At 71.4% G+C, this 19,476-nt stretch carries 17 protein-coding genes; 7 read left to right on the forward strand and 10 right to left on the reverse strand.

Annotated elements, in window-relative coordinates; genetic code table 11:
• The first annotated feature begins 73 nt into the window (after positions 1-73).
• On the forward strand, positions 74-1,282 hold the full coding sequence (locus tag BUB75_RS35640; RefSeq protein WP_073263681.1) for an epoxide hydrolase family protein: 1,209 nt from the start codon (positions 74-76) through the stop codon (positions 1,280-1,282).
• A 305-nt stretch (positions 1,283-1,587) separates the two neighbouring features.
• Here the strand turns inward: BUB75_RS35640 and BUB75_RS35645 are convergent, their stop codons facing one another.
• The gene (locus BUB75_RS35645) at positions 1,588-1,998 is read right to left on the reverse strand and encodes a VOC family protein (RefSeq protein ID WP_073263683.1); all 411 of its coding nucleotides are present in this window, start codon (positions 1,996-1,998) and stop codon (positions 1,588-1,590) included.
• Between the two features lie 93 nt (positions 1,999-2,091).
• Here BUB75_RS35645 and BUB75_RS35650 point away from each other — a divergent pair, with 93 nt between their 5' ends.
• From BUB75_RS35650 to BUB75_RS35665, 4 genes are all read left to right on the forward strand, one after another.
• Positions 2,092-3,153 carry a helix-turn-helix transcriptional regulator gene (locus tag BUB75_RS35650; RefSeq protein ID WP_143175630.1) on the forward strand — a complete coding sequence of 354 codons (1,062 nt, stop codon included), beginning with the start codon at positions 2,092-2,094 and terminating at the stop codon, positions 3,151-3,153.
• A gap of 206 nt (positions 3,154-3,359) precedes the next feature.
• On the forward strand, positions 3,360-3,623 hold the full coding sequence (locus BUB75_RS44590; RefSeq protein ID WP_084742117.1) for a DUF397 domain-containing protein: 264 nt from the start codon (positions 3,360-3,362) through the stop codon (positions 3,621-3,623).
• Between the two features lie 172 nt (positions 3,624-3,795).
• Positions 3,796-4,038, forward strand: coding sequence for a hypothetical protein (locus BUB75_RS35660; protein WP_073263685.1), 243 nt, complete (start codon positions 3,796-3,798; stop codon positions 4,036-4,038).
• A gap of 944 nt (positions 4,039-4,982) precedes the next feature.
• Positions 4,983-5,531: an IS1096 element passenger TnpR family protein gene (locus BUB75_RS35665; protein WP_073263687.1), complete on the forward strand. Its 549-nt coding sequence runs from the start codon at positions 4,983-4,985 to the stop codon at positions 5,529-5,531.
• A 318-nt stretch (positions 5,532-5,849) separates the two neighbouring features.
• Here the strand turns inward: BUB75_RS35665 and BUB75_RS47360 are convergent, their stop codons facing one another.
• Positions 5,850-7,406 carry an HNH endonuclease gene (locus BUB75_RS47360; protein WP_084742118.1) on the reverse strand — a complete coding sequence of 519 codons (1,557 nt, stop codon included), beginning with the start codon at positions 7,404-7,406 and terminating at the stop codon, positions 5,850-5,852.
• Between the two features lie 676 nt (positions 7,407-8,082).
• On the reverse strand, positions 8,083-8,745 hold the full coding sequence (locus BUB75_RS35675; RefSeq protein WP_073263779.1) for a DUF998 domain-containing protein: 663 nt from the start codon (positions 8,743-8,745) through the stop codon (positions 8,083-8,085).
• Between the two features lie 87 nt (positions 8,746-8,832).
• On the opposite strand from BUB75_RS35675, the gene BUB75_RS35680 reads away from it, so the two are divergent.
• A complete protein-coding gene (locus BUB75_RS35680) occupies positions 8,833-9,249 on the forward strand; it encodes a DUF3592 domain-containing protein (protein ID WP_073263691.1) in 417 nt (138 codons plus the stop codon).
• On the opposite strand, the gene BUB75_RS35685 is transcribed toward BUB75_RS35680, so the two are convergent.
• From BUB75_RS35685 to BUB75_RS35710, 6 genes are read right to left on the reverse strand one after another with little or no spacing between them, the layout of a single operon-like run.
• Positions 9,246-13,196, reverse strand: coding sequence for an nSTAND1 domain-containing NTPase (locus tag BUB75_RS35685; RefSeq protein WP_073263693.1), 3,951 nt, complete (start codon positions 13,194-13,196; stop codon positions 9,246-9,248). The two genes, BUB75_RS35680 and BUB75_RS35685, sit on opposite strands and share 4 nt — an antisense overlap.
• 46 nt (positions 13,197-13,242) lie before the next feature.
• Positions 13,243-13,842, reverse strand: coding sequence for a TetR/AcrR family transcriptional regulator (locus tag BUB75_RS35690; RefSeq protein ID WP_073263695.1), 600 nt, complete (start codon positions 13,840-13,842; stop codon positions 13,243-13,245).
• A complete protein-coding gene (locus BUB75_RS35695; protein WP_073263697.1) occupies positions 13,839-14,453 on the reverse strand; it encodes a TetR/AcrR family transcriptional regulator in 615 nt (204 codons plus the stop codon). The genes BUB75_RS35690 and BUB75_RS35695 overlap by 4 nt, the downstream gene beginning before the upstream one ends.
• Before the next feature lie 51 nt (positions 14,454-14,504).
• Positions 14,505-15,365: a mycofactocin-coupled SDR family oxidoreductase gene (locus tag BUB75_RS35700; protein ID WP_073263699.1), complete on the reverse strand. Its 861-nt coding sequence runs from the start codon at positions 15,363-15,365 to the stop codon at positions 14,505-14,507.
• Positions 15,366-15,376: 11 nt separating this feature from the next.
• Positions 15,377-16,810: an aldehyde dehydrogenase family protein gene (locus tag BUB75_RS35705; protein WP_073263701.1), complete on the reverse strand. Its 1,434-nt coding sequence runs from the start codon at positions 16,808-16,810 to the stop codon at positions 15,377-15,379.
• Positions 16,807-18,045 carry a cytochrome P450 gene (locus BUB75_RS35710; RefSeq protein ID WP_073263703.1) on the reverse strand — a complete coding sequence of 413 codons (1,239 nt, stop codon included), beginning with the start codon at positions 18,043-18,045 and terminating at the stop codon, positions 16,807-16,809. Before BUB75_RS35710 ends, BUB75_RS35705 begins: the two co-directional genes overlap by 4 nt.
• Before the next feature lie 71 nt (positions 18,046-18,116).
• Between BUB75_RS35710 and BUB75_RS35715 the strand changes: the two genes are divergently transcribed.
• Positions 18,117-18,959, forward strand: coding sequence for an alpha/beta hydrolase (locus BUB75_RS35715; RefSeq protein WP_073263705.1), 843 nt, complete (start codon positions 18,117-18,119; stop codon positions 18,957-18,959).
• On the opposite strand, the gene BUB75_RS35720 is transcribed toward BUB75_RS35715, so the two are convergent.
• On the reverse strand, positions 18,942-19,472 hold the full coding sequence (locus tag BUB75_RS35720) for a DoxX family protein (RefSeq protein WP_073263707.1): 531 nt from the start codon (positions 19,470-19,472) through the stop codon (positions 18,942-18,944). The two genes, BUB75_RS35715 and BUB75_RS35720, sit on opposite strands and share 18 nt — an antisense overlap.
• Positions 19,473-19,476 lie beyond the last annotated feature (4 nt).

Raw genomic sequence — 19,476 nt, forward strand, 5'->3', positions numbered from 1 at the left:
GCGAATCGCGGAACGAAGCGTGCCGCAATTGTTCCTAGCGTGGGGTCACCAACGTCGGACAAGGGAGGCACTAATGGGCGAGGACATCCGACCGTTCCGGATCGCGGTTGCGGACTCCGACCTCGAGAACCTGCAGCTGCGGCTGGCCGGCGCGCGCTGGCCGGCGGAGTTCTCGGCTGGGCCGGCCGAGTTCTCGGCTGGGCCGGCCGCGCTGGCTGGGCCGGCCGAGCTGGCTGGGCCGGCCGAGCTGGCTGGGCCGGCGGGGCCGGGCGAGCCGGCGGGCGGGGACCGCGGGATCACCGCGGACCGGCTCCGAGAGCTGGCCGAGTACTGGCGGACGAAGTTCGACTGGCGGGCAGCCGAGGCGCGGCTCAACCGGTACCCGCAGTTCACGACCGAGATCGACGGTCAGCGCATCCATTTCCTGCACGTCCGGTCCGCGCGCCCGGACGCCACGCCGCTGATCCTGACGCACGGCTTCCCGAGCTCCGCGGCGGAGTTCCTCGGCCTGATCGAGGAGCTCTCCCCCGACTTCCACCTGGTCGTGCCCTCGCTGCCGGGGTACGCGTTCTCGACACCGCTGTCCGGTCCCGGGTGGACACTGTCCCGGACCGCGGCGGCCTGGATCGAGCTGATGCGCCGCCTGGGTTACCAGCGGTACGGCGTGCACGGCGGCGACATCGGCGCCGGGGTGTCCGGAGCGGTGGCCGCCGCCGACGGTGAGCACGTGATCGGCGTCCACGTGGTGACCGATCCGCTGACCGCGGCGAACACCGCCACGTTCCTGCCCGGGATGGCCGACCGCCTCAACCCGGACGACCCGGTCGACCGGTTGATCCTCGAGCGTATGGACGCCTTCCGCCGGGACGGCTCCGGTTACCTGGCGATCCAGAACTCCCGGCCGCGGACGATAGGGTACGGTTTGACCGATTCGCCGCTCTTCCAGCTCGCGTGGATCGCGGAGAAGTTCGACGAGTGGACCCGGCTGCCGATCGACGTCGACCAGTTACTCACTACGGTCAGCCTGTACTGGTTCACCGCGTCCGGCGTCACCGCCGCGCACACCCTCTACGACCAGGCACACTCGTCGGACTGGGGTGGGGCGGCGACCGTGCCGCAGGGTTTCGCGGTGTTCGGCGCCGACGAGACCGTGCGCCGGCTGCTCCCGGTGCCCGAGGGCACGCACTGGACCGAACACGCGCACGGCGGGCACTTCCCGGCGATGGAGGCACCGGCGGACGTGGCAGCGGACCTGCGGGCGTTCTTCGGACCGCTGGCCTGATACCGCGGTGACCGGCACCGGGGCCCGTTCCTGGCCGGGCTCGACCGGCCGGCGCCGGGGCCGGCCGGGGCCAGCCAGTACCGGCGCCAGCCAGTACCGGCGCCAGCCAGTACCGGCGCCAGCCAGTACCGGCGCCAGCCAGTACCGGCGCCAGCCAGTACCGGCGCCAGCCAGTACCGGCGCCAGCCAGTACCGGCGCCAGCCAGTACCGGCGCCAGCCAGTACCGGCGCCAGCCAGTACCGGGGCCAGCCAGTACCGGGGCCAGCCAGTACCGGGGCCGGCCGGTGCCGGTCGTGGCGGGTTCTCAGGCGAGGACGTCGAGCACCCAGACGACACCGAACCGGTCGGTGAGCATCCCGTAGAGGGAAGCCCATCCGGCCGGACCGAGGTCCTGGACGATCGTGGCACCCTCGGAGAGCCCCTTCCAATAGCCGCGGATCTCCTCGGTCGACGTGCCGCGGACCGACACGAAGAACGCGTTCCGGCCCGGCTCCCACGGCATCCGGCCCGGAACGTCGTAGGCCATGACGTGGAAGCCGGCCTCGCCCTGGACCTGGCCCCACATGATCTGGTCGGCTTCGGCGGGGTCCTGCGCGGCGTGGGCGTCGGCGTAGCTGACCAGCGCGATCTCGCCGCCGAAGACCGACTGGTAGAACTCCAGCGCCGCGCGGGCGTCGCCACGGAAGTTGAGGTGGGTGGTGGTGGTCACGGCCATGGCCGGCTCCTTCGTCGTTGCGGTGTGTCGGTAGCGACTCTCGCGAGAGAAGAGGCCAGCTTGTGTCCGCTACTGCAGGCAGAATCTGATGTCGTGCATCACACGTCCGCGCGACTGCTCGCGCTGCTCTCGCTCCTGCAGGCCCGGCGCGACTGGCCCGGCCAGCTGCTCGCCGAGCGGTTGGACGTCAGCCCGCGGACCGTCCGCCGGGACGTCGACCGGCTACGCGAGCTCGGCTACCCGATCCGCGCGATCAAGGGCCCGGACGGCGGTTACCGGCTCGACGCGGGGTCGCAACTACCGCCCCTGCTGTTCGACGACGACCAAGCCGTGGCGGTCGCGGTCGCGCTACGTCTCGCCGTGACCGCCGGAGCCGGCATCGAAGACGACGCCGCCCGGGCGCTGAGCACGATCCGGCAGGTCATGCCTGCTCGGCTCCGGCACCGCATCGACGCGCTCCAGGTCACACCGGTCGCGTGGAGCGGAGCGCCGCAGGCCGACAGCGGGGTGCTGTTGGCGTTGAGCGCCGCGATCCGCGCGGGCGAGGTACTGCGTTTCGACTACGCGTCCGAGGGGGCGCCGTCGCAAGCCGCGAACGGGGCGCAGCCCCAGGGCGCACCACCGCGGGCCGCGCTGCGGTCGGGCGCGCAGACGTTGGGTGCCGCAACCGGGGCGCCGCGCCGGGCGGAGCCGCATCACCTCGTCGCCCGCCGAGGCCGCTGGTACCTCGTCGCCTGGGACCTCGACCGAGCAGACTGGCGCACGTTCCGCGCCGACCGCATCACCCCCCGCACGCCCACCGGCCCCCGATTCGCACCGCGGGACGTACCCGGCGGTGACGTGGCCGCGTTCGTGACCGCCCGTTTCCGCGGGTCAGACGTCCGCGACGGCACCGGCGAACCGAACGGCTGGCCGTGCGTCGGCGAGGTCGTACTCGCCAAACCCGCCGCCGAAGTCTCCCGCTTCGCCGGCGACGGCGTCGTCGAGGATCTCGGACCGGACCGCTGCCGGCTCGTCCTCGGGTCGTGGTCATGGACCGGCCTGGCCGCGGCCCTCGGGCGGTTCGACGCCGACGTCGAGGTCGTCGGCCCGCCCGAACTCAGGGCAGCGTTCGCGGACCTGTCGCGCCGCTACGCCGCCGCAGCCGCCCGCTGAGGGGCTGCCCTCAGCTCGGCGCAGGGTCCGGAGCCTGGACCCGGACGGCGGCATAGGTGCCGTCCACAGGAGACCGCGTTCGATATCGGAGGCGCAGCACCTGGGCGCAGCCGCCGGCCCCGAAACAGTCAGGTATGGACTCCGATCTGCCCGCAGCGCATCGTCAGAGACGAGCATCAGGGCCGGGCAAGCCGTGAGGGCCGAACATGGCGAAGCGTGACGGCGCGGTCCCCAGGGCAGCGGTCAGCGCGCTTCTCCTCCCGCGACTACCGCGCGTTCTGACCGAGCCGTATCGGTCGTCAGTCATCCCCCGACTCGACAACCGCGTCGAAATGGCCTTCACCGGCGATGAGGTCAGGGTGCGGGACTCCCGACAGGCTTCGGACGGAGCGGCGCTCGCCTTCCCGATCGACGCATGGAATGACTTCACCGAAGCGATGAAGGCGGGCCAGGTCGACCCGCCAAAGTAGACACCAGCCCTCGGCTGGCACCGTCACCCGAGCACACGCCTATGCACCCGGCGACGACACGGCCTCGCGCGTGGCCAGCAAGGTCATACTCGCCAATCCGCCGGCGGCGGTGCCCGGTCGCGCAGCCGACACATCCCCTGCGCGCGCCGATGCGGCCCCTTAGCGTGCGGCCATGACCGAACCGCACGGCCGCGACGAGCACGAGCCTTCCACCCCCGACCACCAGCAGCCGGGCTTCGGTCCGACACCGCACCCCTACCCGTACAAGCCCGGGTCCGACCTCGACGACGGATTCGACGGACGCCGGAACGCGGGACCGACGAAGTACAGCGGCCTCCAGCTCGCTCTCATGGTCGGTGGTGCGTTCGTGGCGATGCTCCTCCTCGTCGGCCTCATGACCGTGACGATGGGTTGAGGCCGAGGTCCTTGTCCGACAGAGAGCGCCCGAACAGGGCCTGCGTGGTTGCACCGGATCCGCGTGCCGACGATGTGTCGCAGTAGCCGCGCCTCCTCGGCCGAGGACCTACCTGCTCGTTAAGGGTAGATCGACCGGTTATCGACCGCATCGCGCTGTGGGGGACGATGACCAAAGACCGATGGATTACTCGATGTGTAGTGCTCCCTCTGACGGCGGTAGCGCTGGTAGGTCCCGCGTCTATCGCGAACGCCGATCCGGGCAGCGGCGGGCCGACAGTCGGCAACGTTGACTCTGGCGCGGTGTGCGGCGACTAACCTGGTCGCCATTCGCGGTGGAGCCCGCCGTAAGAGTCCGGCGGGCTCCGTCAACTCGTCAGTGACCTGCGAAGATCGCCGGTCTTGTAGCTGCGGGTCTCGCGCGTCGTTATCAGCGCTCCTCGACTATGCGGCCGGCTGCGCCGACGGCCGGACTCCAGGAGCGCCGACACATCGCTCCCGGGCTGATCGCCTCTGCCCCGCGCTGAGCCACATGCAATCCGGCGACGCCAGTGCGGCCCCGGCCAGCTCGGCCAACACGGCCCGACCAGCACGGCCAGCTCGGCCCGGCAAACACCGCCCGGCCAGCACCGCCCGGCCAGCACGGCTCGGCAGCACGGCCAGCACAGCCCGGCCAGCTCGGCCCGGCCAACACCGCCCGGCCAGCACGGCTCGGCAGCACGGCCAGCACAGCCCGGCCAACACCGCCTGGCCAGCGCGGCTCGGCAGCACGGCCAGCACCACCCGGCCAGCACGGCCCGGCTCGGGGCTGTCGGTGTATGCCTGGAGGGTGTCCAGCCGGGACAGTGAACGTGTCCCGCGGGGCGACGCGCGGACCGCCGGACTACGTGACTGACGGTAGGCTGTCGGCCGCCGTCGACGGTTGATCGGAAAGGGCGAGAGCCGGTGGCCCGCACCTGGTTGTCGATCCGCGTGGAGCTGGTCTCCGGCCGCGGGGTAGAGCCGTGGCCGCGTCCCGGCCGGATCTTCGCAGCGGCCAGGTCGCACACTTTCGAGCAGCTCGCCGATGCGATCGACACCGCGTTCGCCCGCTGGGACCTGGCCCACATGCACATGTTCACCCTCGCCGACAGCACCGAGATCACCACGCTCGATCTCTGGGACGGCGACGAGCCCGAGGGCAGCCTGGACAGCGCCCGGACGAAGCTGAGCCGACTCACACTCGGCGAACAGTTCGCCTACCTGTTCGACTTCGGCGACGACTGGGCCCACCTGTGCACCGTCGCCGCCACGAAGATCGACCCACTCGACCACATCGGCGCCGTCCCACCCATTCCGCTGCCGTACTTCGGCTGGGGCGACCTACCCGATCAGTACGGACGACGCTGGGACGAAGACGACGGCGAATCATCGCCGCCGAAGCGGCCCGCCCAGCCGCTAGCCGACCTCCCACCGATCCTGCCCTGGTGGGGACCTCGCCAACGCGGCCAGTAAGCACCACCTCTCCCCGCGGTACGGCGAGCTGAGCACGTCCGTGTGTACCTACCTGGGCACGTCACCAGTACGCCGACAGGGGCGCCCGTGCGACTCGGCCAGCGCGGCCCGGCTGGCTTGAGGACCCCAGTGCAGCCCGGCGGGCTCGGCGTGCGCGGCGGGCTCGGCGCGTCGGCAGCTCGGCGTGCTCGGCGGGCTCGGCGCGTCGGCGGCTCGGTGGGCGCGGCGGCTCGGTGGGCATCCCGGCATCCGGCGTCCCGGCATGCCTGAGCGCCGGGCGGCGGGGGTGGCGCCCGGCTGTTTTGGCTGTTGGGGTCGCTAGTCGGGTGGGTCGAGGATGGTGCCGTCGGGTCGGCGGATGGTGAGTTCTTGTCCGTCGAGTTGGAGGGTCCAGCCTTCGTCGTGGACGCGGTGGTGATGGAAGCCGCACAGGAGGATGAGGTTGTTCATGTCGGTTGGTCCGCCGTGGGTCCAGGGGATGATGTGGTGGGCTTGGGTCCAGTGGGGTGGGCGGGTGCAGTAGTGGAATCGGCAGCCTTGGTCCCTTACGACCAGGCCTCGGCGCATGGTGGGTGGGACGAGGCGGGTGCGGCGTCCGACGGCGATGGGGACGTCGTCGGGTCCGAGGACGATGCGGTTGATCGCGGCGTCGCAGGCGATGCGGTCGATGGCTTCGAGGGGGAGGGTGTCGCCGAAGTCGGTGCGGCCTCCGTCGCCGGGTCCGGGGACCCACCGGCTACCGGGAACCCAGACCCGGGGACTACGACCGGAGCCACCACCCGAGCCGCCGGATCCGGTTCCCGGGTCGCCGCCGGAGCCACTGCTGGAGCGGCCGAGGTCACCGTTACCCGAGCCGCCGGGGCGCGTGTCGAAGCCGCTTGGTCCGTTGTCGGGGTGGTTGCCGGTGGGGCCCGCGGGTTCGGGCTGGTGCTGGGGGTCGGCGAGCCAGTCGGCGACCACGTCCCAATCCCAGTCGGTGACCCACTCCTGCTCCCCGTCAGCGTCGAGGGGCCACTCGTCGTCCGGCCGGACCAGGATCTCGGGCAGCGGAGTGTCCGGGGCGGAAACCGGGGTGTCGGCCAGGACGGTGCGGCCGGCCGGGGTGCGGCGCAGGTCGCTCGCGTGGACGAGGACGGTGAGGTGGGGTTGTTCACCGGCGGTGGTCGGAAGCTCGCCGGTATCCAGGATGTGCCGGATGAGGTCCCGCAGCGCGTCGTGGCGGCGTTCGGCCGCCGACCGCATGTCTTCGGGATCAGGCTTCGGCAGCGTCGCGAAGTAGGTCTGCAGCATCGCTCCGCATTCGGGCGAGAGGGAGCCTTTGAGGTCCCAGATGTCGTCGTAGGTCTGACCCAGATACACCGCGCGTTCGGGTTCCGGCGGATGCTCCTTCGCCGGGAGCAGGTGCTCGAGGATGCGTTTGGCGATCTGCCGCAACTCTGAGCAGCTGAGCCGGTGGGCGTTCTCGAACAACATCTCCTCAGCCGTAGGCACCAAATCCGGATCCACCGCGTCGACCTTCCGGGCCAGCCACGCCGCGACCTTCACATGCCCGAACGAGACCACCCCGGCGGACAGGGCGCCGGCGAAACGCGGCAGAACCGGTAACCGGCGCGCGGTATCGACCAGAGCGCTGGCCTCACCCGAGGTCATTCTCAACGAGCCCTGCAGCCAGGCCTTCGTCGACGGGGCACCGTTGTAGGCCACCGCACCCCGGCGGTGCACCGCACCGACGGCCTCGGCGAGGCCGGCCTGGGCCACCCGCACGATCTCTTCCCAGCCCTCCACCCGGCCCAGCTGCGCGGAATCGGGGAGCCCGCCGAGGTCTTCCCCGGCCAACTCCCGCAACACCGCCACACACTCGACCATCGAACTCATGTGCGAGATTCTATCGGCGCCCACCGACAGAAAACCGCTGTCCACAAGCGGGGATCACTGCTCTGAACGTTCCGGCCACTGGCGTGCAGCCGGCCGCGAATTCGAAGACCGCTGACACGGACACGTGGCGAGGCTCGCCGGACCGGGAGCTTCGCGCGTGCGCCAGAAACCCGCAACTGCGAATCCTCCGGCCCGGAGTAGGTCCGGGTTGCCCGCGCTGGTGGCTCGCAGCGCTGAGCGATGGCGTCCCCCAATCGGGCGGACGACCGCGAGTATGGAAGCCGCGCGGGCGCATTCCACGAAGCGGTCAGACCGCCGCGGCTCGACCTCCGGTCGGCCAGGGACCGGCCTGGCCCCGGCCCTCTGCCGATCCGACGCCGAGGTCGATGCCAAGGTCGAGGCCGATGCTAAGGCCGAGGGTTAAGTCGAGGCCGAGGGTCAGATCGAGGTCATCGGCCCGCCCGAATGGCAGAGGGCGACATTCGTGAACCTCTTCCGGTGCTGCGCCAGCGCGCCCGGCGAGGCGTGTACCTCCATTGATCCACGTCTGCCGCTACTACACCGCGTACTTGCAGGCCTGGTGGTCGCCGACCTCGCCGCCGCCCCTGACCGGTGGCGTCCCCCGTGTTCGTCGCACGGCGCGGAGCCCCTGCGGTGCGCGTCAAACCTTCGAACGCTACCCAGAACCCCGCGTCTGACGTAGCCGACCGGCTGACGTCCGCACCGCCCACCACGCCAGGATCAGCACCGTCGCTACCTCGGCGAGCCCCAGCAGACGCTCCACGCCACCCAGCGGAATCGCACGCCACCATCGCACACCGGTCCAGGGCTCGGACAGTAGCGCCCAGAGAATCGGCGAGAAGCACAGCAGTGACACCCAACCGCCGAGCGCCACCAGCCGCGCGCCGCGTTCTCGTCGGCGGGGAGCCGCGGCCAGCAGGGCAGCGGTGGGAAGGCTGAGGAACGCGAGCAGGCTCGCGGCGCGGTGGACGTCGCCGCTGACCGACGGACCCGTCGACCAGTTGTGCTTCTCGAACCAGACGACGCCGACCAACCCGACGACCCAGAGCAGCAACGCTAGCGTCGCGTTCCGGCCCACCGCCCCGGCCTGACGGAGCGCGACCAGCACCGCGAGCGACCCGGCGGCCAGCAGCAGCGTCGCCAGGTCGAACAGCCAGCCGTTCGACAACAGCGCGTAGTGGCTGATCGTGCGACGGCTCCAGTCCAATTGTGCTGACGGCGGCAGCAGGTGCAGCGCGCCGTACAGACCGAGCGACGCCACCACGCAGACGACACCGAGGCCGGCCCAGCTCAGCACCGTACCCACTCGAGTGTTCATCAGCGACCAGCCTGCCATCCCGACCGGAACGTCGAGTATCCGACGTGGACCGGCCCGGTGTCCGATCCGCGCCCTACGGTCCCGGCCATGGCCGTCATCGTCTTCGTCTGCGTCCTCTCGATCCTGTTCGGTTTGACCATCGTGGGCGTGGCCTGGTTCCAGGCCTCACTGCGGGTCGATGCCGCGACCCAGTTCGAGACGGCGACGGCCGAGGTCCTCGAGAAAGAATGGCAGCGCGAGGCCGGATACAACTATCGCATCGAGTTTCGCACCCAGCGGAGGCGGCGCGTCCGCACGGAGGTCAAGCCGACGGTCGCTGCGCCGGACTTCGAGGTCGGCGACGACATGCCGGTGCGGTACGACCCGGAGCACCCGCAGGACGTCTACCTCGATCACCCGGGCGAGCTGTCCTACGAATCGACCATGGCCGGTGCGCTGTCCGGCGGCGGTACGTTCATCCTGATCGGCGTCGGCGTCCTGATCTGGGCGTTCACCAGCCGCTAGCGCGGGCAGGTGTCGACGTAGTCCAGGTCGGGCACGAAACGTGCCCACTGCTCCCGGTTCAGGCCTCCGGTGAGGTTGCAGGCCGCCCGCGCCGGATCGCGCCGGAGCCGATTCATCGCGGCGAGGTCCCACAACTCGATCGAGCCGTCTGCGGAAGCAGCGGCGAGGATGTCGCCGTTCGGGCCGAAGACCACGCTGTCCTCGCCGCCGAGAAACTGCTGCCCTAGCCGGTGCGGCGCTGAGCGGTCGGTCAGGTCCCACAGCGACGTCGTGGAGTCCATCCCAGTGCTGGCCAGTGTCGAGCCGTCCGGCGAAAAGGCCAGGCTACGGACGGCACCGGCGTGCGCAGGAACCCCGGCGATCAACGGTCGAGGAGCAGTCGCGTCGTGCACGTCCCAGAGCATCAGTGTGCCGTCGTTCCCGCCCGTTGCCAGCGTGTCACCGTCGGGGGCGAACGCCATCGACCGAATACCGTCGCTGTACCCGCTGAGTTTGTACGCCGTAGTGTTTCGCACTTTCCGGCGCGGGTCCCAGAGCCTCACCTCACCGGTAACGTCCGCGGCGGCGAGCACGCCGCGCGAACTGAACGCGACGGCGTACGCCGGATGCCCGCCCAACGGGGGCTCGAGCCGCCGGACCGCGCGTGGATCCGTGACGTCCCAGCGCGTCGGGCCACGTTCGGTCCCCACGGTCACCACCCGGCCGTCGCGCGAGAACGCCAGGTCGAGGACCACCTGCCCGACGTCCGTCGTCCCCGGGACCGCCCTGGGCATGGCCGGATCGGTGACGTCCCACAGCCAGAAGTTTCCGGCGGTGCTGCCCACCGCGAGCCGTCTGCCGTCGGGGCTCAAGGCGACCGTGTTCGCCGGCTCGCCGATCCGGAGCGGAGTTCCTCGGCGCTTCGGACGCCGCGCATCGGCGAGGCTCCACAGCATGACCGTGCCGTCACTGCCGAGGCTGGCGACGAGCCGGTGGTCGTCGCTCGTCGCCAGATCCACCACCGGACCGTCGTGGTCCTCGACCGAGGAGATCGCCGAGGGCGCGCCGGCCCCGGCGAGGCTCCAGACTATCGCCGTACCGTCTTCGCTCCCCGAGACGAGCGTATCGCCGCCGGGCCGGAACGCCACGGCGTGCACCCTGTCGGTGTGCCCTCCGAAGAACGGGTCGGTGGCATCGGTGAGCGTATTGCCGAGCGTGTTCCAGACGACGACCGTGCGGCCGCCGGTGGCGATCGCCAGGTCGAAGGGGGACGTGTCACCGACGTCGACCGCGTTCACGGCGCTCCCCAGCCGGCGCGTAGCGACGCGGCGGGGAACCGCGGGCCGGGACAGGTCAAAGACGGCGACGTCCCCGCTCTCCTCCCCGGTGACCAGTGCGGAGCCCGTGAAGCGCACTGCGGTCACGAGGCCGTCGCCTGCCCCCTGGATGGTGGCAACGTGGCGCGGGGACCCTGGTACGTCCATCACGAACACCAGGGTCTGCCCACCCTCGGTTCCGACTGCCATCTGCTCGCCCTTCAGCGCGAGCGAGCGCGCACGGCTCTCCAGGAGGAGTGGGCTCCCGAGGGCACGCGGCGCGTCCGGGTCCCGGATGTCCCAGATTACGACAGTACGGCGGCTCGTACCCACGGCCAGGTACTGCCCGCTGCCGTCGATCACGAGAGCGCTGATCCACCCGCCCACGGCTGCCACCAGCCGCTGCCGTAGGCGCGGCGCCCTCGGATTCCCGACGTCCCAGAGTCCGACCAGGCCGTAGCGGTCGCCCGCCACGAGTGTCCGGCCGTCGGGTGTGTAGGCCAGCGACCCGACCCGGGCCAGAGGATCGATCCCACCAGGTCGGCTGACCGGCCGGGGCTGCGTCTCGACCCTCGTGTCCCAGAGCGTGATCCCCTGTCCCCGCGAGGCCGTCGCCATCGTCGAGCCGTCCGGCGCATACGCCACGTCGTCGATCGACGAACCGTCGAGGCGAAGCCGGGCCACGAAGTGGTTGCCGACCACTGCGCTGGCCAGGCCGGAGCGAGTCTCGTCGCTGGGATGGATCCGGTAGGCGGCGGTGAACAGCTGAATCGCGGTGAACGGATCCCGGGCGCGCAGGCTCGCGGCCTGCGCGAGCAACTGCCTGCCGGTCGCTGCGCGCTGCTGCTCCTGCGCGGTCTGACGCTGTACTACGGCGACGAGGCCACCGATCACCGCGAGGACCAGCAGACCGGCCAGGATCGACGTCGCGCGGAATCGCCGCCGCCGCTCGAACCGCACGCTGCTCCGCAAGAACGCCGCACCTCGCGGGCTGAGCGAGGACCGGTCCCGCAGATCGCTGACCGCCGAGCCGAGCTGGTTCCGCTCCCACAGCAGGCGCCGCGGCCGGGCCGACTCGTCCCACCGCGCCGCGGCCTGCTCCACGGCCCGCCGGGCCCGCAGCGCGGCGGTGTCGGCGGCGATCGCGTCGGCCAGCGGCGGCCACGCGGTCAGGAAGGCCTCGTGGGCAACTCCGACGACGACGGTTCCGTTCTCAGTATCGGTGATCAGCAGCCGACGCCGCACGAACGCGTCCGCGTCACGTTGTTCGGCGACGCTCAGCTCGTCCCTGGCCACCCGCCACCGCGCGGGCCTGCCCTGCTCGTCGACGGTGACCAGCCGCAGCAACGTGCCCATCACCTGGTCGCGATGCCGTCCGGTGGACGCGGCGTCGGCCAGTGCGGCGTCGGCCTGCTGGGCCAGCGCGCCTCGGACGCCACCCATCTCCTCGTAACGCTGCAGCGTCAGCCGCCCGCCCCGGCCGACGCCCTCGCTCAGCTGCTCGAGGCTGTAGGCGAGCAGCGGAAGGGCGTCCCCCGACCCGGCGTCCGCGACGATCCGGTCCACCAGCGCGGGCTCCGGCTCGAGGCCCGCCAGCCGCGCGGGTTCCTCCACCACCACCGGCAACATCTCGCGCCGCAGCGGTCGTAGCGGGAACGGCCGCATCGGCAGGCCGCTCAGCTCGGGTCCGGCGAGGACCTGATCGAGGAACTCCGGCCGGAGCGTGGCCACGGTGCGCACCGGCCCGGGCGCAGACAGCAGGTCGGCCAGCCCGGCGCGGGCCGGAGCGTCGGCCAGCGTGACGACTTCCTCCAGCTGGTCCAGCACGAGCAACAACCGGCGGCGCTCCCAGCCGCCCGGCGCGGCGACCAGCAGGTCGTCCGCCACCGCGCGCAGCCCGTCGCCGACGAGCCGCTCCCGAACCCCACTGACCGTCCACTCCAGCCCGCACTGCCGCCCGGCGCCGGCCAGTTCGCGTGCGAGAGCGCCGACCGGATCCGCGCCGGGCAGCACGGCCGGGAGCGTCCACCAGCCCGGCTCCGCCGCGATCAGCGGCACCAGCCCGGCGCGCACCAGCGAGGACTTCCCGCAGCCGGACGGCCCGAGCACGACGATCAGGTCCGGCTCGGCCGGCGAGCGCAGGAGGCCCGCCAGCTCGGCGACCTCACGATTCCGGCCGAAGAACACCCGGTTCTCCCCGGCGTCGAACGGACGCAACCCCGGGTACGGGCTCCGGTCGTCGGGCCATCCGGCGCCACCGGCGGCGTCCAGCCGGAGCAACGCCTCGCGCAGGTGCTCCCGGGCGGCGTCCGGGGTGGAGAGGTCGCTGTACTGGATGTCGTCGGGGAGGAGCGGGTGGGTGCTTCCCGACGTGAGACGCAGCGGCAGGACCCTGCTCCCCCGAGACAGCGCGACGGCCAGCTCGGCCGCGCACCAGACCGACGCCGCGTACTCCGGGGTGAGGAGGCAGACGACGGCGTCCGCTCCGCGGAGCCGCTCGTGCAACCGCTGCTGCCAGTTCTCGCCCAGCACGAGACCACGCTGGGCGTCCCGGTCGAGGAAGACGTCGTGCCCGTCGTCGACGAGCCAGCGCGCGATGCGTTCGGCCGACTCGAGATCCGGGCCGGCGTGCGAGACGAAGACCCGCGCCATCGATCGAGCATGGTCCGCCCCGGGACGGCGTTCGACGCGCCTGCGCTTATCCGACAGCCGAGAACGCCCGGGAGAGGATCTCCCGGAACTCTCCGGACGTCAGGCCCTCCGATCCGCGGTCGCGGAGGTACGCGGTCATCATGTTGGACGCCAGCTCGGCCAGCGCCGCCGGATCGCCGGGCCGCACGTCCCCCGACCGCTGCCCGCTGCGCAGCACGTCGGCGAAGAGCGCGAGCGCACCGGCGAAGCCCTCGCCCGCCGGGCTCAGGTCCTTCGGCGCGTCCTCCCCCGGCGACGCGAGGCGGATCGTCAGCTGACCGTAGGAAGGGAAGCGTTCGAAGAACGCGCTGATCGCCTCGACGACGGCCACCAGGTTCGCGACGCCGGTCTCGTCCGGGCTGATCGCGCCGCGCATCGCGGCGAAGAGGTCGTTCCCGCGGCGGTACATCACCGCCTGCAGGAGCTCTTCCTTGCCGCTGAAGAACTGGTACAGCGCACCGACCGAGAACTCGCACCGCTCGGCGACCCGCTGGAGGCTGGTCGCCCGGTAGCCCTGGCTGCCGAACAGCTCCTCAGCGGTGTCCAGGATCTGCTCCCGGCTGGTCGCTACCCGCTGTTGCCGCCGCAGCTCCCGTGGGCTGGTCATGCGGCGAACGCCCGGGCGACGATCTGCCGGAACTCCGGCTCGGTCAGCGTCGGGCCGGAGCCGACCAGCTCCGGGTCGACGCGGTGGTACGCGGTGACCATGCTGGACAGCAGCCGCGCCAGCGCCTGGGGGTTGCCCGCGCGGATCACCCCGCGCTGCTGCCCGGAGACGATCACCGATGCGTAGAGATCCATCGCGGTGCGGTAGTTCGCTTCGAACAGGTGGTACCCCGCCGGGGCGTCCGAACCGGCGGAGTAGACGCGCGCCGACAGCCGGCCGAAAGCCGGGTACCGGCGGTGGAACGCGACGATCGTGTCGACGAGCGCGAGCAGGTCGCCGCCCTCGGCGGCCCGGCGCATCTCGGCGAGTTGCACCAGGCCGCGCCGCTCCATCACACCGCGGAGCAGCTCTTCTTTGCCGCTGAAGAACTGATAGAGCGCACCGACCGAGAACTCGCACCGCTCGGCCACCTGCTGCAGGCTGGTGGCGCGGTAGCCGTGGTTGCCGAACAGCTCCTCGGCGGTGTCCAGGATCTGCTCCCGGCTCGTCGCCACTCGCTGCTGCTTGCGCAGCTCGCGAGGGCTGAGAGCCGCCGATGTCGGTTCGTGCACGGTTTCAGTCTGCCATCGGGTCCGCCACGGCCGTCGTGGCCCCGACCCGCATCAGACGTGCCAGTCGTAGAGCTTGAGGTAGGCGCCGGCGTCCACCCGCATCTGCATGCCGGTGACGTACCGGGACTCGTCGGACGCCAGGAAGACCACCATCGCGGAGATGTCCCCCGGCTCGACGTAGGGCACGTTGAAGCCCTGCATCGTCGGGAAGACCTCCTCGGCCTCCTCGCGGGTCGGGTTCTCCTTGTCCGGGCGGAACGCGCGGTACATCGGGCGGCTGTGCAGCATGTTCGTGTTGGTGTTCGTCGGGTGGACCGCGTTCACCCGGATCCGGGCGGGGATCACGGTCCGGCCCAGCTCGTGGATGTAGCTGGCTAACGTCCGCTTCGCCCACATGTAGCCGGTGCCGCCCGGGTCGCCGCCCGGGTTCCCCGCGGTCTCGTTCGAGATCATTGCGGCGATCGACCCGGTCGCGATGATCGACGCACCCTTGCCCAGGTGGGGCAGCGCGGCCTGGATCGTGTTGATCGCACCGATCAGGTTCACGTCGATGACGTCCGACCAGGCCTGCAGCTTCGGCCGCCCGGACATCGGCGCGATCCCGGCGTTGGCGACGACGACGTCGAGGTGCCCCAGCTCGGCGACCCCGGCCTCGAGCGCGGCCCGCAGTGCCACCGGGTCCCGGGTGTCGACCTCCCTGGCCACGATCCGGCGGTCCAGCGCCTCGACCTGGCGAGCGGTCTCCTTCAGGTCCTCCGGCGTCGACAGCGGGTAGTCGACCGTGTCGATGTTCTTGCAGAGGTCGATCGCGATGATGTCCGCGCCTTCCTCGGCCAGCCGCACCGCGTGGCTGCGGCCCTGTCCGCGTGCCGCGCCGGTGACGAAGGCGACCTTGCCTTCAACGCGCCCCATGAATGCTCCTTTCAAGGCCTGGCGATGGTTTTGATCTCGAGGAAGTCTTCGAGGCCCTCGGTGCCCCACTCGCGTCCGACGCCGCTCTGCTTGTAACCGCCGAACGGCGACTCCGGGTCGAACCACTGCGCGCCGTTGACGCCGACCGTCCCGGTGCGCAGCCGCCGCGCCACCCGCATCGCGCGCTCCTCGTCGGCGCTGAAGACGCCCGCGCTCAGCCCGTACGGAGTCCCGTCGGCGATCGCGATCGCCTCCTCCTCCGAGGAGTAGGGGATGATCGCGAGCACCGGTCCGAAGACTTCTTCCTGCGCCAGACGCGAGGCCGGGTCGACGTCGCTGAACAGCGTCGGCTCGACGAAGTACCCGCGGCCCGGCGGGGCCCCACCACCGGCCAGCAGCCGCGCCTCCGCGCGTCCCAGGTCGTAGTACGAGAGCACCCGGTCGCGCTGCCGGGCGCTGATCACCGGCCCCATGATGTTCGACGGGTCCCGCGGGTCACCCCACGGAATGCCGGCCAGCGTGGCGACCGCGAGCTCCTCGGCCTCGGCCAGCCGGGACTGTGGCACCAGCAGCCGGGTCAGCAGCACGCAGCCCTGGCCCGCGTGCACGCAGACGCCGAACACCACCGACCCCACGGCGGCGGCCAGGTCGGCGTCGTCCAGCACGATCGCCGCGGACTTGCCGCCGAGCTCCAGCGTCACCCGCTTGATCGTCGGGGCGGCGGCGGCCATCACCCGGCGCCCGGTCGCCGTCGATCCGGTGAACGTCACGTGGTCGACCGCCGGATGCGACGTGAGCAGCTCGGCGACCTCGACGGACGACGTCGTCAGCACGTTGAACACTCCCGGCGGGATATCGGTGTGCTCAGCGACCACCCGGCCCAGTTCGGTCGCGCTCCACGGCGTCTCCGGCGCGGGCTTCAGCACCACCGTGCACCCGGCCGCGAGCGCGGCGGACGCCTTCGCGAGATTGAGGTAGACGGGGTAGTTCCAGGGCGTGATCGCGGTGACGACCCCGGCCGCCTCGCGCCGCACCGTGCGCCGGGTCGGGCTGCCGAAGATGTCCTTGACCGGCAGCTCGCGCTCGAACGGGTAGTGCTCCAGCAGGTCGATGTAGTGCGAGAGGTAGTCGATCGGGCCGTCGAGCTGGGTGATCCGGGTCGTGAAGTCCGGGGTCCCGGACTCCGCGATCACCAGATCGCGGATCCGGTCCGCCTGCTTGCGCAGCGCGTCCTGCAGTTGGACGAGACACCGGCGGCGAAAATCGGGGTCGGTGGACCAGGAGGTGGTGTCGAACGCCCGGCTCGCAGCGTCGAGTGCACGAACGGCGTCGTCAGCGGTGCCGTCGGGAGCGACGCCCAGCACTTCTTCGGTGGCCGGGTTGACGTTCTCGAACGCACCACCGTCCGAGGCTCCGACCAGCTCACCGTCGATCAGCATGCTCATACCGGCACCCCCACTCGTGGTCCCGGCGTGAACCGCACGGGAAGCTCCTTCAGCGCGTAGACCGCGGCCGCGTCGCCGTACCGCACGGGTTCACCGGCGAGCGTGAAGTCGGGCAGCCGCGCCAGGATCTGCTCGACCATCACCCGGAACATCACCCGGGCGTGGTTGGAGCCGAGGCAGCGGTGCTGCCCGACGCCGAACGCCATGTGCCGGTTGGGTGCGCGTTCGAGGTTGATCTCCGCCGGGTTCTCGAACGCCTCCGGGTCGCGGTTGGCCGCGGCCCAGAGCAGCAGCGCCCGGTCCCCCTTGGCCAGCCGGACGCCACGCCAGTCGGTGTCGCGGCTCACCGTGCGGGCCAGGCCCTGGGTGGGTGTGCCGTGCCGCAGGAACTCCTCGGTCGCCGAGCGGATCAGCTCCGGGCGGTCGAGCAGCTGCTGCTTGAGCGACGGCTGCTCGATCATCCGCAGCAGCGAGTTGCCGGTCAGCCCGCTGGTGGTGTCCATGCCGCCGAACAGCAGGAGCAGCAGGTAGCCGAACTGCTCCTCGACGCTCAGCGGACGGCCCTCCACCTGACCGTTGAGGATGCAGCCGACCATGTCGTCGGCGGGAGCGCCGAGCTCCTCGCGCCTGCCCAGCTCGCCGAAGATCAGGTTCGTGACGCGCTCGGTGGCCTCGTCGCGCGTCATCCCGTACTCGTCGCCGTGGATGAACGTGTGGATGACCGTCACCCACTCGGGCCACGGCTCCTCGGCCCACCCGAGCAGGCGCAGGATCACCCGGGCCGGTAGTGGCGTCGTGAGCTGCCCGACCAGGTCGGCCTCGCCGGACTCGATGAACTCGTCGATCAGCTCGTCGGCGATCGCGCGGATCTCCGGCAGCATCGCCTCGGCCCGGGCCGGCGACAGGAAGCGGGTGGTCAGCGACCGCATCGCCCCGGTCAGCGGCGGATCGGTGTGGATCGGCGGAAGGATCGCGGCCAGCCCGGCGCCGGTCTCCTGGCCGGTGAACGGAATGTTCGTGCCGGGCGTCGAGGTGAACAGGTCGTCGTCGCGGGTGGCGTCGAACGTGGACTCGTAGTCGGTGAGGACCCAGAAGCCGCCGTTCTCGGTCGACCAGGCGACCGGGGTCCGTGCCCGCAGGTCGTCGTAGATGGCGTAGTTCGCGTCCCGGAACGCCCGCCCGTGCACGTCGAGCGCGATCTCGGGGCGGGTGCCCACGTGTTTGGACGTCGTCATCGACGCAGTCCTTCCCGATTCACTCTGAATTGCGGTTCACTGTAGTGACTCAGAATTCAGAAGGAGCGGCTTTGAACGAATCCGTGACCGTCCAGGTCGGACAGGTTCCGCTGTCCGGCCTGGTGGCGGTCGTTCCCGAACCGCGGTCGACGATCGTCGCCGTGCACGGCGCGGTGGCCAGGGCACGCTACTTCCACGGCGCGGCCCATCCCGACCAGTCGCTGCTGACGCTCGCCACCCACCTGGGGCACACGGTGATCGCGCTCGACCGGCCGGGCTACGGCGCGTCCGCGGGCCACACCGCGGACCTCTCCCGCAGCGACCGGGCCGCGCTGTACCGGGACGCGGTCGCACAGGCGGTCAGCCGCTACGGCGGCGACCGGGTCGTCGTCGTCTCCCACTCGGCCGGAGCCGCGCAGGCCTCCCGGCTGGTCGTCGACGGCGTACCCGGCGTGATCGGCTGGGAGATGTGCGGCAACGGGCTCCGGCACGTGGAGATCGACCTCTCCCCCGCCGACGGTGACGGGCCCCGCGACGTCCGCGGGCTCTCGGTACGGGACCTGGTCTGGGGACCCGACACGCTCTACCCGCCCGGCGGCAAGGACACCGGCGGGCGGCGCGGCGACGTGATCCGCCCGGAGCCCGCGGACGCCGAGGTGTGGCGGCGCGAGCTGCCCGCGTTCGCCGCGAAGGTCGGCGTCCCGGTCCGGCTGACGGTCGGCGCGGAGGACCGGATTTGGGACCACACGCCGGAAGCACTCGCCGAGCTGGCGGCGGTGTTCTCCGCCGCGCCCCGGGTGGTGACGAACGTCCAGCCCGGGGCGCCGCACAACATGAGCCTGTCCCACGCCGCCCGCGGCTACCACCTCGGCGTCCTCGCGTTCGCCGAAGAGTGCCTACTCGGCGACGTCTGAGCTGACCGGCGTCCGGGCCGGCGCGTCCGGACGCCACGCGAACGCCAGCAGCCCTACCGCTCCGCCGACGCCGATCACGACCGCGATCAACGAGCCGACGACGCCGTCCCACAGCGGCAGTCCGAGTTCGGCGTCGGCGGAGATCTCGCCGGGCCCACTGACCGACAGCCCGACGCAGATCACCGCGATCATCAGCACGTACTCGTAGCCGTTGCGGAACACGAAGAAGCCGTGCGACCGGTGCTCGATCACGCCGGCCACGACCATCACACCGATCAGCGCGCCGGCCGCCAGCGGCGTGAACAGCCCGATCGCGAGCGCGATGCCCGCACCGATCTCGACCAGCACGCTCGACCAGGCGTGCACCCGGCCGGGCCGCAGGCCGAGGCTCTCGAACCAGCTCGCGGTGCCGGCGATCTTCCCGCCGCCGCGCCAGTGGTTGAGCCCGTGCAGTACGAGCGTGCCGCCGATCACGACGCGGAAGATCAGCAGCGCGACATCGGTGTTCTCCATCGAA

Source organism: Cryptosporangium aurantiacum (genome assembly GCF_900143005.1).
Lineage (GTDB): Bacteria > Actinomycetota > Actinomycetes > Mycobacteriales > Cryptosporangiaceae > Cryptosporangium > Cryptosporangium aurantiacum.